11 protein-coding genes are annotated in these 15,194 nt (G+C 72.4%); 6 read left to right on the top strand and 5 right to left on the bottom strand.

All coding sequences use genetic code 11. The features are described from left to right. Positions 1–96: 96 nt before the first annotated feature. The 5 genes from ACYVNR_RS14910 (at position 97) to ACYVNR_RS14890 (ending at position 5,357) form a co-directional block, all read left to right on the top strand. The gene (locus tag ACYVNR_RS14910) at positions 97–660 is read left to right on the top strand and encodes an AAA family ATPase (RefSeq protein ID WP_082080875.1); all 564 of its coding nucleotides are present in this window, start codon (positions 97–99) and stop codon (positions 658–660) included. A 1-nt stretch (position 661) separates the two neighbouring features. Then, positions 662–1,093, top strand: a complete 432-nt coding sequence (soxR, locus tag ACYVNR_RS14905; protein WP_045190629.1) for a redox-sensitive transcriptional activator SoxR — start codon at positions 662–664, stop codon at positions 1,091–1,093. A gap of 174 nt (positions 1,094–1,267) precedes the next feature. Further along, entirely contained in the window at positions 1,268–1,741 is a 474-nt protein-coding gene (locus ACYVNR_RS14900) for a CHAP domain-containing protein (RefSeq protein ID WP_045190631.1), read from the top strand. A gap of 270 nt (positions 1,742–2,011) precedes the next feature. Next, positions 2,012–5,101 carry an AfsR/SARP family transcriptional regulator gene (locus tag ACYVNR_RS14895; protein ID WP_461048954.1) on the top strand — a complete coding sequence of 1,030 codons (3,090 nt, stop codon included), beginning with the start codon at positions 2,012–2,014 and terminating at the stop codon, positions 5,099–5,101. A gap of 70 nt (positions 5,102–5,171) precedes the next feature. Next, the gene (locus tag ACYVNR_RS14890; RefSeq protein WP_458803291.1) at positions 5,172–5,357 is read left to right on the top strand and encodes a hypothetical protein; all 186 of its coding nucleotides are present in this window, start codon (positions 5,172–5,174) and stop codon (positions 5,355–5,357) included. Positions 5,358–5,541: 184 nt separating this feature from the next. Here ACYVNR_RS14890 and ACYVNR_RS14885 read toward each other — a convergent pair whose 3' ends face one another. From ACYVNR_RS14885 to ACYVNR_RS14865, 5 genes are all read right to left on the bottom strand, one after another. Beyond that, complete coding sequence (locus ACYVNR_RS14885; RefSeq protein WP_458803293.1) at positions 5,542–7,656, bottom strand: ABC transporter ATP-binding protein; 2,115 nt, start codon at positions 7,654–7,656, stop codon at positions 5,542–5,544. Next, positions 7,656–9,389, bottom strand: coding sequence for an ABC transporter ATP-binding protein (locus ACYVNR_RS14880; protein WP_045190770.1), 1,734 nt, complete (start codon positions 9,387–9,389; stop codon positions 7,656–7,658). The genes ACYVNR_RS14885 and ACYVNR_RS14880 overlap by 1 nt, the downstream gene beginning before the upstream one ends. 90 nt (positions 9,390–9,479) lie before the next feature. Further along, on the bottom strand, positions 9,480–10,277 hold the full coding sequence (locus tag ACYVNR_RS14875; protein WP_461048951.1) for a TetR/AcrR family transcriptional regulator: 798 nt from the start codon (positions 10,275–10,277) through the stop codon (positions 9,480–9,482). Between the two features lie 107 nt (positions 10,278–10,384). Further along, entirely contained in the window at positions 10,385–11,977 is a 1,593-nt protein-coding gene (locus ACYVNR_RS14870; protein WP_461049392.1) for a DUF7059 domain-containing protein, read from the bottom strand. Continuing rightward, positions 11,974–12,357, bottom strand: coding sequence for an anti-sigma factor antagonist (locus ACYVNR_RS14865; protein WP_045190773.1), 384 nt, complete (start codon positions 12,355–12,357; stop codon positions 11,974–11,976). The genes ACYVNR_RS14870 and ACYVNR_RS14865 overlap by 4 nt, the downstream gene beginning before the upstream one ends. Positions 12,358–12,582: 225 nt before the next feature. Between ACYVNR_RS14865 and ACYVNR_RS14860 the strand changes: the two genes are divergently transcribed. Continuing rightward, positions 12,583–15,075, top strand: coding sequence for a DEAD/DEAH box helicase (locus tag ACYVNR_RS14860; protein WP_461048949.1), 2,493 nt, complete (start codon positions 12,583–12,585; stop codon positions 15,073–15,075). Positions 15,076–15,194: the final 119 nt, after the last annotated feature.

Here is a 15,194-nt window from a genome sequence, read left to right as displayed (position 1 = left end):
TAGTGCCCGGTTCCCGACGGGGAAACCGGGCACTCGACCTGAACTTCACCTGAGGTCCGGCGACATTTCGCCCACCGCCCCCTAGGGTTGTGGTCTGTGAGCGACCGGTCCCTCCACACCGACGTCGACATCCCGCAGGTCATCGTCGTCACTGGCGTGATGGCCGCAGGCAAGTCGACCGTGTCCCAGCTCCTTGCGGAGCGCTTCACCCGTGCTGTGCACCTGCGCGGCGACGAGTTCCGCCGCGTCGTGGTGCGCGGGCGCGTCGACATGTCACCCCACGGTGACCCCGAGGCCGAGCGCCAGCTCGCCCTGCGGCACCGCATCACGGCGCGCACCGCCGACGTGTACGCCGAGGCGGGCTTCACCGTCGTGGTGCAGGACCTCTTCGTCGGCGCCAGCCTCATGCCCTTCCTCGAGCAGGTCTCGGCCCGGCCCCTCAGCCTCGTGATGCTCGCTCCCGACGTCGGCACGGTCATGCGCCGCGAGTCCGAGCGCAGCAAGGTGGGCTACGGCGACCTGTGGTCGATCCGCGACTTCGACCTCAAGGTGCGCGCCGAGACGCCGCACATCGGGCTGTGGCTCGACAGCTCGCAGCAGACCCCCGACGAGACCGTCACCGAGATCGTCTCCCGGCTGCCCGAGGCGAGGATCGCCTGAGATGTCGGCCCTGACGATCGGCGAGGTGGCCCAGCGCACGGGCGCGGCCACCTCGGCCCTTCGCTACTGGGAGGACCTCGGGCTCATCACGGCGGTCCGCACGACCGGCAACCAGCGCCGCTACGAGCGGGCCACCATCCGCCGCGTCTCCTTCATCCGCGCCGCGCAGCGGGTGGGTCTTTCGCTCGACGAGATCGGCGCCGCCCTGGCGACGCTGCCCGAGCAGCGCACCCCGACGGCCCGCGACTGGGCTCGGCTCTCGCGCGCCTGGCGGGCGCGCCTCGACGAGCAGATCCGGCGCATCGAGAAGCTGCGCGACGACCTCGACGGCTGCATCGGGTGCGGCTGTCTCAGCCTGACGACCTGCGCCCTCAACAACACCGCCGACTGGCAGGCGGACCTCGGACCCGGTCCTCACAAGCTCGACGTCTAGCCCGAGCCCCGGCCCGAGTGCCGGCCGGGAAACACCTTGCGCCGGAGTGCATCCCGCCACGGTTAGTGGCTTGTTAGGACACTTCGCGACGGTCTCCTCGATGGATCACCGACCGGTCACCCGGTCGCCGGCCCACCACTTCCAGCACCCACCACAGGGATCCAGGAGACCACCATGAAGCTCAACACCGCCATCCTGCGCCGCGCCGCGGCCGCCACCGTCCTCACCGCCTCCGCGGCGTCCTTCATGCCGATGAGCGCCACGACCGCCGTCGCGGCGCCGGCCATCGTCGAGCACGCCCGCAGCCACATCGGCGAGTGGGGCGGCCAGTGCAAGGCGTTCGTCCAGAGGATGTACAACGAGACCCACGCCAACAACCTCGGCACCGGCTACTACCAGGCCTACATCGACGCCGGCTACCACCGCGTGGCCAAGGCCGACGTCGTGCCCGGCGACATCATCCAGGAGACCGACTCCACCCACACGCGCGGCATCCACACCGCGATCGTGACGGGCGACCCGGCGGGCGCCACCATCCGCGTGGTCGACTCGAACTGGGTCGGCTACGAGATCGTCGGCGAGCACTCGTACGACCCGACGACGCACGCCGCCAACAACGGCGGTGCCGCGTACTACTGGCACAAGTGACGGCCGGCCGTGGGGTCCCCGGCGACGGGGGCTCCCACGGTCAGCCGGTCCTCGTCAGCGACGTGTTAGCGACTTGTTAGCGGGGCCGGCCACAGTTGCCCTGTCCGCGCGAGTCGTACAGGGGCGACTCCGCGCGGTCGCGTCCTCCGGCACGAACGCAGCACCTGCTGCCCCGGGATCCATCCTCCACCACGACCGGTGGGGACGCCGGGGCAGCAGGTGCCTGCGCTCCGTGGCGACGTGGCGCCGTCGTTCCGGTATCAATGCCCTGTGCAGTTTCGCTTGCTCGGGCCCATGGAGGTCGTCGCCGACGACGGCGCGCTCCTGCGGCTCGGCAGCGCCCGCGAACGCTTCGTGCTGGCGACGCTGCTCGTCGGCGCCGACCGTCTCGTTCCGGCAGAGCGGCTCATCGACGGCCTGTGGGACGAGCCCCCGCCGACGGCGAGACAGCAGCTGCAGAACCTCATCGCGGGCCTGCGCCGCCGCCTGGCCGGTCACGACCGCGGCCTGGTGACGACCCGCCCGTTCGGCTACGAGCTGCGGATGGGCGACCACACCCTCGACCTCGCCGAGTTCCGGCGCGAGGTGGCCGAGGCCCGCGCGCTGGAGGGCAGCGACCAGCCGGCCACCGTCGTGCGGCACCTCGAACGCGCCGTGGCCCTGTGGCGCGGCACCGCCCTGGGCGATGTCGCCCCGGCGGCCGACTCCTCCACCGAGAGCCTCCAGCAGGCCCTGCGCGACGAGCGCATCGCCGCCGTCGACCTGCTCGTCGACTCCCTCGCCCAGCTCGGCCGGCACGAGGAGGTGCTCGCGACCGCGGCGGCCCAGCTCGAGGACGACCCGTGGAACGAGCGCCTCCACGAGCACCGGCTCCGCGCACTCGCCGCCACCGGCCGCCGCTCCGAGGCCAGCGACGCCTACCTCCGGCTCCGCCGCCGCTTCATCGACGAGCTCGGGGTGCCACCCAGCCAGACCCTCGCCGACCTCAACACCCAGATCCTCGACGGCAGCCCACTGGGCGCGACGTCGTCACGGCGTCGCGTCGTCCCGCGCGAGCTCCCGGCACCCACCTGGACCCTCGTCGGCAGGGAGGCCCTGCTCGGGGCGGTCCTCGCCCGCCTCGCCCCGCGGGTGCCGGACGTCGCCGGCGGGTCCCGCTCGCCTGTCGCCCTGGCCTCCCGGGCCGCCGCGCCCCCGGCACTCGTCGTCCTCGTGGGCGTCGGCGGGGTGGGCAAGACGGCCTTGGCGGTGACCGCGGGCCACGCCCTCGCCGACGCCTACCCCGACGGCACGCTCTACGCCGCCCTCAGCGACGACCCGACCGGCGCCATCGACCCCCACCACGTCGCCGCGCGGTTCCTCAGGGCGCTCGGCGTCGACGGCCCCTCGATCCCGGCCGGCCGCGAGGACCGCATCGCGCTCTACCGCACCACCATCGCGGGCAAGCGCATCCTCACCGTCATCGACGGCGCCAGCACCGAGTCGCAGGTGCGGCCCCTGCTGCCGACCTCACCGGGCGCCGGGGCCATCGTCACCTCCCGCAGCCGCCTAGCCGGTCTCGTCGGCGTGCGCCGGCACACCGTGCAGCCGCTGACGGAGGAGGCGAGCCTGGCGCTGCTGACCGAGCTGGCCGGTCCCGAGCGAGAGGTCGACGCTCCCGACGCCCTCGTCGACATCTCGGCCCTCTGCGGGCACCTGCCCCTGGCGCTGTGCGTCGCGGGCTCGAAGCTCGCCACCAACCCGACCCTCGCCCTGCCCGAGCTGAGGGACCGCCTCACCCACGAGCACACCCGTCTCGACGAGCTGTCGGCCGGCGACATCGACGTGCGGGCCAGCATCGCGCTCTCGGTCGAGGACCTGCCGGGGCCGGCGCGCACCCTCTTCCGGCGGCTGGCGCTCGCTCCGAGCGCGGACTGGCCCGCGTGGGTCGCGCGCCGGCTCCTCAAGGACGTGACGCGCGAGATCGAGGCGCACCACGCCCTCGACGAGCTGGTCGACCGTCACCTCGTCGAGCCCACGGGCCGCGACGCCGCCGGGCAGCCGCGCTACCGCGTGCACAGCCTGGTCTCGGAGCTGGCAGCCGAGTACCTCGAGGCCGAGGAGGCGCCGGCGTCCGTCGCCGTGCTGCGGCTCGACCTCGGCGAGGCGTGGCTGCAGCTCGCGGCCGCTGCCGGGCCACGCCTCGACGGCGCCTCGGACGCGCTGCCGGAGCCGCAGGGCGACGGCGCCATGGACGCGGTCTCGGCCCCCGCCGAGTGGTTCGAGTCCGAGCGGCTCAACCTCGTCGAGGCGGTGACCGTCGCCGCCCGCCTCGGTGACCCCGACCTCGCGGGCCGCCTGGCGCTCGCGATCCGGAGCTTCCTCACGGTGCGTGCCTACGACGACGACCGCGAGCGGGTGCTGCGCGCTGCCCTCGAGTCGAGGGCAGCCGAGGGCCGGACCCCATCAAGCGACCGCCAGCGCCTGGACCTGCTCGGAGCCCGTTTCGCCGTGCTCGGCCAGGTGCACCGGGACGTCGAGCTGCCCGACGTCGCCGCCGAAGCGCTGGCCATCGCGCGGCGCATCGGCGACCGGGACGGCGAGCAGCGCGCCCTCTCGCAGTCGGCGTGGGCATCCATGGCGCTGCACCGCTTCGAGGCGGCGCTCGAGGGTTTCGCCCGCACCGCCGCCTTCGCCGAGCTGCGAGGCGACCGCCTCGGACGCATCCGGGCCGAGGCGCACCGGGGCATCGTGCTGCGCAACGTCGGACGCGCCGACGAGGGAGACCCCCACCTCGCCGCCATGGTCGCAGAGGCCCGGCGTTCCGGGTCGCGACGCGACGCGAGCATCTGGATGGCCTCGCGCGGTGAGGGGCTCGTCGACCTCGGCCGGTACGACGAGGCGAAGGGCGTGCTCGAGGAGGCGCTACGGGTCGCGGCGGACATCCGCGACGACCTCGGGGCCGCCCACTGCCGTCTCGCGCTGGCCCGGGCCCTCCTCGGCCTCGGCGACGTGCGGGAAGCCCTGCAGGAGCTGCACGCGGCCCGGGTCGAGCTCGACGCGCGGGCGGGCGACGGCGGCGACCTCGACGTGCTGCGTCTCGAAGTCGACGTGCTCGCGCACCAGCAGGAGTGGGCACGCGCCGCCGACCATGCGCAGAGGCTCGTCACGGGCCGCCGACGGGACGGCACCCCCCTCGAGCTCGCCGCCGACCTGGCCCGCCGGGGGTGGGTCGCCGCCCGCCTGGACGAGCCCGAGGCGTCCGCTTCCGACCATGCGGAGGCGACCGCGATCCTGGCCGACCTCCACGTGGCACCTCAGGCGCTGAGGCTGCCGAGCCCGCCCTACCCAGAGGCGAATTCGCTGTTAGCGGTTAGTTAGGGCCCCAGGTCTATCCTCCGATCACCGCTTGGTCGACAGGGACCGGGCGCAAGAGATCCAGGGGTTCATCATGAAGGTCGTCATCCGTTCCGCAGCCGCCCTCACCGCCGCACTCGCCGTCGCGTTCACCGTGAGCCCGGCGTCCGCGGCTCCCTCCGCCGTGCCGTCGGCCGCCACGACCAGCGGCTGGTGCCTCCGCGCCGACCCGGGCACGAACGGCCCGTGCCCCATCCTCATGACCCCGTCCTTCAGCTGACCGGCCGGCTGACCTGTCAAAGGCTGACCGGTCAGCGCGACGACTCGGGCGTCGCAACGGAGCGGCCCCCTCACCCAGCCGGGTGAGGGGGCCGCTTCCGTGTCGTGATCCGAACGCGCACGCGTCGGCCGAGCCGAGCGCGTACGCCGGGCCTCCGACGCTCGACGCTCGCGGGCCAGGGCGCTCAGTCGCCGCGCGAGTCGGCCGGGACCGCGTTGTCCGGAGCCGGCACTCCCGGCCCGCCGGCCGGACCGGGAGCCCCGGCGCCGACCCGTGCCAGCTCGGGTGGAGCGGGCGGACCGGCGACCTGTTCGTCGAGGTCGGCCGCCGCACCCGAGAACTGGGCGGCATACAGCGTGGCGTACGCACCGTCGCGAGCGAGCAGCTCTGCGTGCGAGCCCTGCTCGACGATGCGGCCGTCCTCCATGACGAGGATGAGGTCGGCGTCGCGGATGGTCGAGAGGCGGTGCGCGATGACGAAGCTCGTGCGGTCGGACCGGAGCGCCGCCATGGCCTGCTGGACGAGCAGCTCGGTGCGCGTGTCGACCGAGCTCGTCGCCTCGTCGAGGATGAGCAGCGCCGGGTCGGAGAGGAACGCCCTCGCGATGGTGACGAGCTGCTTCTCACCGGCGGAGATGTTGCTCGCCTCGTCGTCCAGCACCGTGTCGTAGCCGTCGGGCAGCGAGTGCACGAAGCGGTCGACGTAGGTGGCGCGCGCCGCCTCGAGCACCTCCTCCTTGCTGGCTCCCGGTCGGCCGTACGCGATGTTGTCGCGGATCGTGCCACCGAAGAGCCAGGTGTCCTGCAGCACCATGCCGATGCGCGAGCGCAGGTCGTGGCGGGTCAGGTCGCGGATGTCGACGCCGTCGAGCGTGATGCGGCCGCCGTCGAGCTCGTAGAACCGCATGATGAGGTTGACGAGAGTCGTCTTGCCCGCACCGGTCGGACCGACGATGGCGACGGTCTGTCCCGGGCTGACCGACAGGTCGAGGTGCTCGATGAGCGGCTTGTCGGCGACGTAGCTGAACGACACGTCCTCGAAGGCCACCGCGCCGTGCGGGTCGTCGATGGTCGCCGGGGTGCCCGCGTCGGCCTGCTGCTCCTCGGCGTCGAGCACCTCGAAGACACGCTCGGCCGAGGCGACACCCGACTGCAGCAGGTTGGCCATCGAGGCCACCTGCGTGAGCGGCTGCGTGAACTGGCGGGAGTACTGGATGAAGGCCTGCACGTCACCGAGGCTCATCGAGCCGCTCGCCACGCGCAGTCCGCCGACGACGGCGACGAGCACGTAGTTGAGGTTCCCGATGAACATCATCGTCGGCATGATGATGCCGCTGATGAACTGGGCGCCGAAGGCGGCACCGAAGAGCTCGTCGTTCTTCTTCTCGAACGCCGCCTCGGCCTCCTTCTGGCGACCGAAGACCTTGACGACGCCGTGGCCGGTGAAGGTCTCCTCGATGATGCCGTTCAGCTCACCGGTGTTGCGCCACTGCTGGATGAAGAGCTTCTGCGAGCGCTTGCCGATGGCCGCCGTCACCATGACCGAGATCGGGATCGTGACGAGCGCGATGAGGGCGAGCAGCCACGAGATCCAGAACATCATGCCGAGCACCGCGACCACGGTGAGCAGTGACGTCAACAGCTGGGAGAGCGTCTGCTGCAGCGACATCGAGATGTTGTCGATGTCGTTGGTGACGCGCGAGAGCACCTCGCCGCGCGGCTGCCGGTCGAAGTAGGGCAGCGGCAGCCGGTTGAGCTTGGCCTCGACCTCCTCGCGCAGCCGGAACATCGTGCGCTGCAGCAGGCCCTGGAGCACCCAGCCCTGGATCCACATGAGCAGCGAGGCGATCGCGAAGAGCGCGACGACGAGCAGCAGCACACCCTTGAGCGCCTCGAAGTCGATGCCGACGCCCGGGGTGAAGTCCACGTTGGCCAGCAGGTCGGCATACGTGGTCTGGCCGTTCGCGCGCAGTCCGTCGACGAGCTGCTGCTTCGTCGTGCCCGGCGGCACCTTGACGGTGCTGCCGATGACGCCGGCGAAGATGATGTCGGTCGCGCGACCGAGGATCTTCGGGCCGATCGAGCTCAGCACGACGCTGACGACCGCGAGCGCGATGACGACGACGAGCTTGGTGCGCTCGGGCCGGAGCAGGCCGAGCAGGCGCTTGGCCGACGGGCCGAAGTTCAGCGACTTCTCACCCGGCTGGCCCATCTGCATGTGCGGCGGTCCGCCGCGACGGGCGGGACCCCGACGTGCCTCGGCGGCCTTCTCCTCCGCGGTCTTGACTCCCTCGGCCATCAGGCCGCCTCCTCCGCGCTGCGCTGGGACTCGACGATCTCCTGGTAGGTCTCACAGGAGTCGAGGAGCTGGTCGTGGGTGCCCTGGCCGACGACGCGGCCGTCCTCGAGCACGACGATGTGGTCGGCGTCGACGATGGTCGAGACGCGCTGGGCCACGATGACGACGGCGCTCTCGCGGGTGACCGGACGCAACGCCTGCCGCAGGCGGGCGTCCGTCGCGAGGTCGAGGGCCGAGAACGAGTCGTCGAACAGGTAGACGTCGGGCCGCTTGACGACGGCCCGCGCGATCGCGAGGCGCTGGCGCTGACCGCCCGACACGTTGGTGCCGCCCTGCGCGATCGGCGCGTCGAGGCCACCGTCCATCTTCTCGACGAAGTCGCGGGCCTGAGCGATGCGCAGGGCCTCCCACAGCTCGTCGTCGGTGGCGTCGGGGTTGCCGTAGCGCAGGTTGCTCGCGACGGTGCCGCTGAAGAGGTAGGGCTTCTGCGGCACGAGGCCGATGCGTGACCACAGCTCGTCGAGGGCGAGGTCGCGCACGTCGACGCCGCCCACCTTCACCCGCCCGGACGACACGTCGAAGAGGCGCGGCACCAGGCCGATGAGGGTCGTCTTGCCGGCACCCGTGGAGCCGATGATCGCCGTGGTGCGCCCCGGCTCGGCCGTGAACGAGACGTCGTGGAGCACGGCGTTCTCGGCGCCCGGGTAGTGGAAGTCGACGTCGACGAGCTCGACGCCGGCGCGGTCCGCCTTGATGGGCAGCGGCTGCACCGACTCGCCGACCGACGAGCTCGTATCGAGCACCTCCTGGATGCGGCCGGCCGAGACCGCGGCGCGCGGGATCATCGTGGCCATGAAGGTCGCCATCATGACGCCCATGAGGATCTGGATGAGGTAGCTGAGGAACGCCGTCAGCGCCCCGATCTGCATGTCTCCCGTGGCGATGCGGTGCGCACCGAACCACAGCACCGCGACCGACGAGACGTTGAAGATGAACATCACGATCGGGAAGACGAGCGACATGAGCCGGCCGACGCGCAGGCCCGCCTCGGTCAGGGTCGCGTTGGCCTCTGAGAAGCGCTCCTCCTCGTGGCCCTCGCGCACGAACGCCCGCACGACGCGGATGCCCGTGATCTGCTCGCGCAGCACCCGGTTCACCCCGTCGAGAGAGGTCTGCATGCGGCCGAACCACGGCACCATGCGCCAGACGATGAGACCGACGCACAGGCCGAGGAGCGGCACCGCGACCGCGACGAGCCAGGAGAGGCCGACGTCCTCGCGCAGGGCCATGATGACGCCGCCGACCATCATGATCGGCGTCGTGACGAGCAGCGCGAACGCCATGAACGTCACCATCTGCACCTGGGTGACGTCGTTGGTGTTGCGCGAGATGAGGGTGGGGGCGCCGAACTTCGCGACCTCCTGGGCGGAGTAGTCGACGACGGTGCCGAAGATGTTCGCGCGCATCTGGCGACCCATCCCCATGGCGACCCTGGCGGCGAGGTAGGTGGCACCCACCGCGGCGGCGATCTGCACGACGCTGACGCCGAGCATGAGGCCTCCGTGCCGCATGATGAAGCCGGTGTCGCCCTTGGCCACGCCGTCGTCGATGATCTCGCCGTTGAGGCTCGGCAGGTAGAGGGAGGCGAGGGTGCTCACGAGCTGCAGCAGCACGATGAGCGAGATCTCGCCCCCGTAGGGCCGCAGGTGGCTGCGGAGCAGTCGCATCAACATGCGCATGCCTTTCGTTCGGTGTGGTTTGTGTGCTGGCTGTGCTCGGTGTGGGTGCAGAGGGGGTGCGGGCCGGTCGGCGACGCTACGACCTCACGTCGGGTGAGGGTCAACGGCTGGTGCCTGCCTTGCATGCGCTGGCTCCTCTCCGACGAGTGCGCTGGGGTCGCCGCCGAGCTCGCCGCCGAGCTCGCCGCCGAGTTCGGCGTAGAGCTCGGCGATGCCGAGGCCGCTGCCCGCCGCCGGCGGCCGGGGCACGACGCCGTAGAGCACGGTGTCGACGATCTCCTCGGGCGTGAGGGTCAGGCCGTCGGCGATGCCGGGGTGGCTGCCCGAGAAGCAGAGCAGCCGGATGCGGTGCACGACGTCGCGGGCCGGCACGACGAACAGGTCGGACTCGCCGAGGACGAGCTGGTGGATGGTGTCGAGCAGGGGCTGGTGCGGCTCGCACTCCTCGGCGCCGGGCTGGGGTGCGTCACCGGCGCCGCGCAGGTGGCGGCCGGCGGCGTAGCAGGCGAGGTGCGGACCGCGGTTGGGCGGCTCGGTGAGGCCGAGCGCCCCCATGAGCCCGAAGACCTCGGTGAAGCGCCGCTGCAGGATCGTGGTGAACGCGACGAGCCGGTCGCGCACCGGCAGGTCGGTGCCGATGGCGGCGATCGACCGCCGCACCGGCGCGGGGCAGAACGCCGTCTGCACCGCTTCGTCCTGCAGGGCGTCCTTGGTGGCGAAGACCCGGAAGATCGTGCCCTCGGCCACTCCCGCCTCGCGTGCGATCTCGCTCGTCGTCGGAGGTCTGCCCTCCCGGTGGGCGAGGTCGAGGAAGACGCCGATGAGCGCCTCTCGGCGGTCGTCCGGGTGCATGGGCGCGGCGCGCCCCGTTCGCTGTCGCACCGGACCATTCTGAATGAGTGAGCACTCACTCACAACCGGTTTCAGGCCATGGGCGTACAGAACGTCCTCGAGAGTGCGGACGGACTGCTTTCTCGATGCAGAGAGGGTCAGACGAGGAGGCCGTCGGCGACGAGGTCGCGGACCTGGGGGACGAGCTCGGCGCGCACCTCGCCCGGGTCGAGCTCGAGCACCGTCGCGATCGCGTCGAGCGCGGCGCGTGCCGTGAGCTCGCCGTCGGCCACCCCGAGGTATGCCGCCAGCAGGGTTCCGGCACGCACGACGCGTCCCAGCCCGCCGCCCTGCCGGACGAGGATCACGCTCGGATCGTCGGCGCCGGGAACGCCGTGCCGCTCCTCGGTGACATCGGGCGCGCAGGACCACGCGACGTCGAGCACCTCGTCGTCGGAGTGCTCGGCCAGCCAGGTGCGGGCGCGCAGGCCGGCGTCGACGGCCGGGCCCATGGGTGCAGCCACCGGTCCGTGCGCCTCGTCGAGCGAGCGCCACGTCGGCCGGTCGGTGGCGGGACGCTGCAGGGTGACCACCCCGAAGCCGATCGACTCGACGTCGCGCGACGCGAAGTCACGCAGCCAGGCGGCATACATCTGCGAGTGCGCCTCGCTGCCCGGGCTGGCACCGCCGTCGCGAGCCCAGAGCTCGGCGTACTCGGCGGGGTCCTGGGACTCGCGTTGGACCACCCACGCATCGAGAGCCACCCCGTGAGCGGCCTGCTCGTCGAGCCACTCGATCCAGACGTCGCGCCAGGAGCGGCCGGTCGGCACCTCCCAGTTGCCGAGGAACTGGGCGACCCCGCCGGGCTCGAGCACGCTGCCGACCTGCTGCACGAGCGAGCGCACGAGCACGTCTCCGGGGCGGCCACCGTCGCGGTACTCGTAGAGCGGCAGGCCTTGGTCGCGCGGGGTGATGACGAAGGGCGGGTTGCTCACGACGAGCGAGAACCGTTGGCCGGCAACGGGATCCAGCAGGTCACCGGGGAGCAGCTCGACGTCGGGAACCGCGCCGGCACCCTCGGACGCGGCTAGCGCGAGGTTGAAGGCGGCATACGCGAGGGCTCGCTGGGAGATGTCGGTGGCGACGATCGCACCCGCGTGGGCGGTGAGGTGCAGCGCCTGCACGCCGCACCCGGTGCCCAGGTCGAGGGCGCGGTCGACGGGGCGACGCACCGTCCACGACGCGAGGGTGGTGGACGCGCCGCCGATGCCGAGCACGTGGTCGGCGCGCAACGGCCCGCCGACGGCGAGCTCGGAGAGGTCCGAGGCGACCCACCAGTCGTGCGCGTCGTCGCCGTAGGGACGCAGGTCGCAGGTGGCGACGGCCAGACGCCCCGAGACGTCACGGCCGGCGCCGAAGCCGGCCCGGCCGTTCTCGACACGGACGAGCCCGAGGGCCACCGCCCCCTCGACCGTCAGGGTCGGCAGCGCCTCGGCGAGGGCCGAGGCCGGAACGGCGCGGCCCAGCGTGAAGACGCGGATGAGCGTGCCGCACGCATCGGGCGCGGCGGATCCCGACGGCGACTCGAGGTCGGTGGCGAGGAGGGCCGGCAGGGGCTGCTCGCGGTGCAACGCAGCCGACGCGACGGGCCCGAGGCGCTCGGCGACACCGTCGACCGTGAAGCCGGCCGCGGACAGGTCGGCGCGCAGCAGCGCGACCAGCCGCTCGTCGACGACGGGGGTGTCGCTCAGGACTTCTCGCCCTGCGCCGGGCCGGAGGTCGCGGCCGCCGACTCGCCCGCTGCGAGCGCAGAGTCGAGGTCGGGGTGGATCTCGAAGACCTTGTCGAGGCCGGTGATCGAGAAGACCTTGAGCACGCGGTCGTCCTTGCCGACGAGGCGCATCGAGCCGCCGCGCGTGCGGGCCAGCTTGAGCCGCCCGACGAGGACGCCGAGGCCCGTGGAGTCGAGGAACGTCACGTCGGTGAGGTCGACGACGAGCTGAGTGCGTCCGCCCTGGATCTGCTCGTCGAGCTTCTCGCGAACGAGCGGCGCCGTGTAGACGTCGATCTCGCCGCCGAGGTGCACCACGGTCTGGTCGCCGTGGTCGGCTCGGGTGATCGAGAGATCCACCTGTGCCCCTTCCTGTCCCCACACTTGTGCTGCGTGCGGCTGCCCCGAGCGGGGTCAGCCGTTCTCCTGGTCATGCCTGTCGTCGTGCGTGTCTGCGTGCGTGTCTGCGTGCGTGTCGTCGTGCTGACCGAACCGCGTCGATCACGATTCCCCGACGTGACTGACCGCGCAGTAACATGCCCCGCACGTCGGTTACCGTACCCCGACGACATACCGTTGCTCCACATGAACGGCGAGCCAGCGCCCCGCGGATCCGTGCCGGGATCGTCCGGCCACGGCCCGAGCGCGGCCGCGGCCCGTGCGGGCGGCCGAGCCGGTGCCCGAGCGGGTGTCCGAGCGGGTGTCCGAGCGGCGGCGCAGCACCGTCCCACCCCCGACGAGCTGCTGCGCATCCTGGTCGGCGACCACCCCGAACGTCTCGTGCACGTGCACGAGGTCCCGGCCCGCGACGCGGAGCACGCGCCGTGGCCCGAGTGGGTCGACACCACGCTGCTCGGGTCGCTGCTCGCGTCGGGCATCGAGGCGCCGTGGGCGCACCAGGTCGAGGTGGCCGAGGCCGCCCACGCGGGTCGCCACGTCGTCGTCAGCACGGGGACGGCGTCGGGCAAGAGCCTCGGCTACCACCTGCCGATCCTCAGCGACCTCGTCTCCGGCGCGAGCGCCCCCAACGGGCGTGGGGCGACCGCGCTCTACCTCTCCCCCACCAAGGCCCTGGCCGCCGACCAGCTGAGCCGCATCGGGGCGCTGGCGCTGCCGCAGGTGCGGCCGGCGACCTACGACGGCGACACCCCGACGGACGAGCGCCGGTGGATCCGCGACCACGCGAACCTCGTGCTCACCAACCCCGACCTCCTGCACCACTCGCTCCTGCCGGGGCACGAGCGCTGGAGCTCGTTCCTCCGCGCGCTGCGCTACGTCGTCGTCGACGAGTGCCACGTCTACAAGGGCGTCTTCGGGGCGCACATGGCCGCGGTCCTGAGGCGGCTGCGCCGGGTCGCGAGCCGTTACCGGTCCGAGCCGACGTTCGTCTTCGCGTCCGCCACCGTGGCCGACCCCGAGCAGCACGCGAGCCGTCTCCTGGGTATGCCGGTCGCCCCGGTCACGCGCGACACGTCCCCTCGCGCGTCGATGACCTTCGCCCTGTGGGAGCCGCCGCTGCTCGTGGACGAGAACGGCCAGCCCAAGCGGGTGAGCACCGTGGCCGAGACGGGTGAGCTGCTCGCCGGTTGCGTGCGCGAGCAGGTGCAGACCGTCGCGTTCGCGCGCTCGCGCGCCGGGGTGGAGGTCGTCGCCCGCATCGCCCGCGAGCGCGTCTCGGTCACCGAGGAGGAGCAGGTCGCGGCCTACCGGGGCGGCTACCTGCCCGAGGAGCGGCGCGAGCTCGAGAAGGCGCTGCGTTCGAAGCAGCTGCTCGGCCTCGCGGCGACGAACGCCCTCGAGCTCGGAGTCGACGTCAGCGGGCTCGACGCGGTGCTGCTCGCGGGCTGGCCGGGCACCCTGTCGTCGCTGTGGCAGCAGGCCGGGCGCGCCGGGCGGTCGGGCGAGCGCTCGCTCGCGGTGCTCGTCGCCGCCGACGACCCGCTCGACACCTTCGTCGTGCACCACCCCGAGGCGATCTTCGGTCGGGGCATCGAGGCGACGGTCGTCGACCCCGACAACCCGCACGTTCTGGCGCCGCACCTGGCCGCCGCCGCTGCCGAGCTGCCACTGACCGAGGCGGACTTCGAGATCTTCGGGGCGCAGACCCGCTCGCTGCTCGACGCGCTCGTCGACCGGGGCATCCTGCGCAAACGGCCGCGTGGGTGGTTCTGGGGCCGCGAGGACCGGCCGGCCGACCACCTCTCGCTGCGCGGCGCCGGCGAGCCGGTGCGCATCATCGAGACCCGCACCGGGCGGGTCGTCGGCACCGTCGACGAGGCTGCTGCGCACGCCCAGGTGCACACCGGGGCCGTGCACCTGCACCAGGGCCAGACGTGGGTCGTGACCGAGCTGCAGCTCGACGACCACGCCGCCTTCGCCGTACGCGGTGACCCCGGCTGGACGACGCAGGCGCAGTCCGTGAGCGACTTCCAGATCGTCCACGAGGTCGAGCACCAGCAGTGGGGGCCGCTGCGCTGCTCGTTCGGTCACGTCACCGTGCGCAACCAGGTGACCTCGTTCCTGCGGCGGCTGCCCGGTGGCGAGGTGCTCGGCGAGCACCCGCTCGACCTGCCCCCGCGGTCGCTCGCCACCAAGGCCGTCTGGTGGACGATGCCCGTCGAGGAGCTCGCGGCGGCCGGGGTCGAGGAAGCCGGCATACCCGGTGCGGCGCACGCCGCCGAGCACGCAGCCATCGGGATGCTGCCCCTCTTCGCGACCGCCGACCGGTGGGACATCGGCGGCGTGTCCACGGCCCTGCACCCCGACACGGGGCTGCCGACGATCCTCATCTACGACGGGCACCCGGGCGGGGCCGGCTTCGCGGAGCGCGGCTACCGCCGGGTGCGCTCGTGGCTGTCGGCGACGCGCGAGGCGATCGCGTCGTGCGAGTGCGCGTCGGGCTGCCCGTCGTGCGTCCAGTCGCCCAAGTGCGGCAACGGCAACGAGCCCCTCGACAAGGCCGGCGCCGTGGCGCTGCTCGACCTCACCCTTCGCCATTCCGGTCACGGCTCGGGCGACTCCGGCGAACCGGACTCATCGGTCACGCCCGCGCAAGAACGTCGGCGGACCTGGGACTGATCGGTCCTCACGTGCGGATTACACGGCGCCGACCGGAAAAGTGAAGGTCGTCGAAGCCTCCCCAAACGAGCCATCGCGCGGTTATGGTCCTCCCACACGGGTGCAGCAGTTCGCCCACG

It is taken from the genome of Terrabacter koreensis, from assembly GCF_054783315.1.
The sequence above is the reverse complement of the archived record's forward strand: the minus strand, read 5'-3'. Positions and strand labels throughout refer to the sequence as shown.

Bases quoted from the DNA above. Each gene is read 5' to 3' on its own strand.
- ACYVNR_RS14880 (WP_045190770.1), bottom strand. From the start codon at position 9,389: ATGTTGATGCGACTGCTCCGCAGCCACCTGCGGCCCTACGGGGGCGAG.
- soxR (WP_045190629.1), top strand. From the start codon at position 662: ATGTCGGCCCTGACGATCGGCGAGGTGGCCCAGCGCACGGGCGCGGCC.
- ACYVNR_RS14860 (WP_461048949.1), top strand. From the start codon at position 12,583: ATGAACGGCGAGCCAGCGCCCCGCGGATCCGTGCCGGGATCGTCCGGC.
- ACYVNR_RS14900 (WP_045190631.1), top strand. From the start codon at position 1,268: ATGAAGCTCAACACCGCCATCCTGCGCCGCGCCGCGGCCGCCACCGTC.
- ACYVNR_RS14890 (WP_458803291.1), top strand. From the start codon at position 5,172: ATGAAGGTCGTCATCCGTTCCGCAGCCGCCCTCACCGCCGCACTCGCC.
- ACYVNR_RS14885 (WP_458803293.1), bottom strand. From the start codon at position 7,656: ATGGCCGAGGGAGTCAAGACCGCGGAGGAGAAGGCCGCCGAGGCACGT.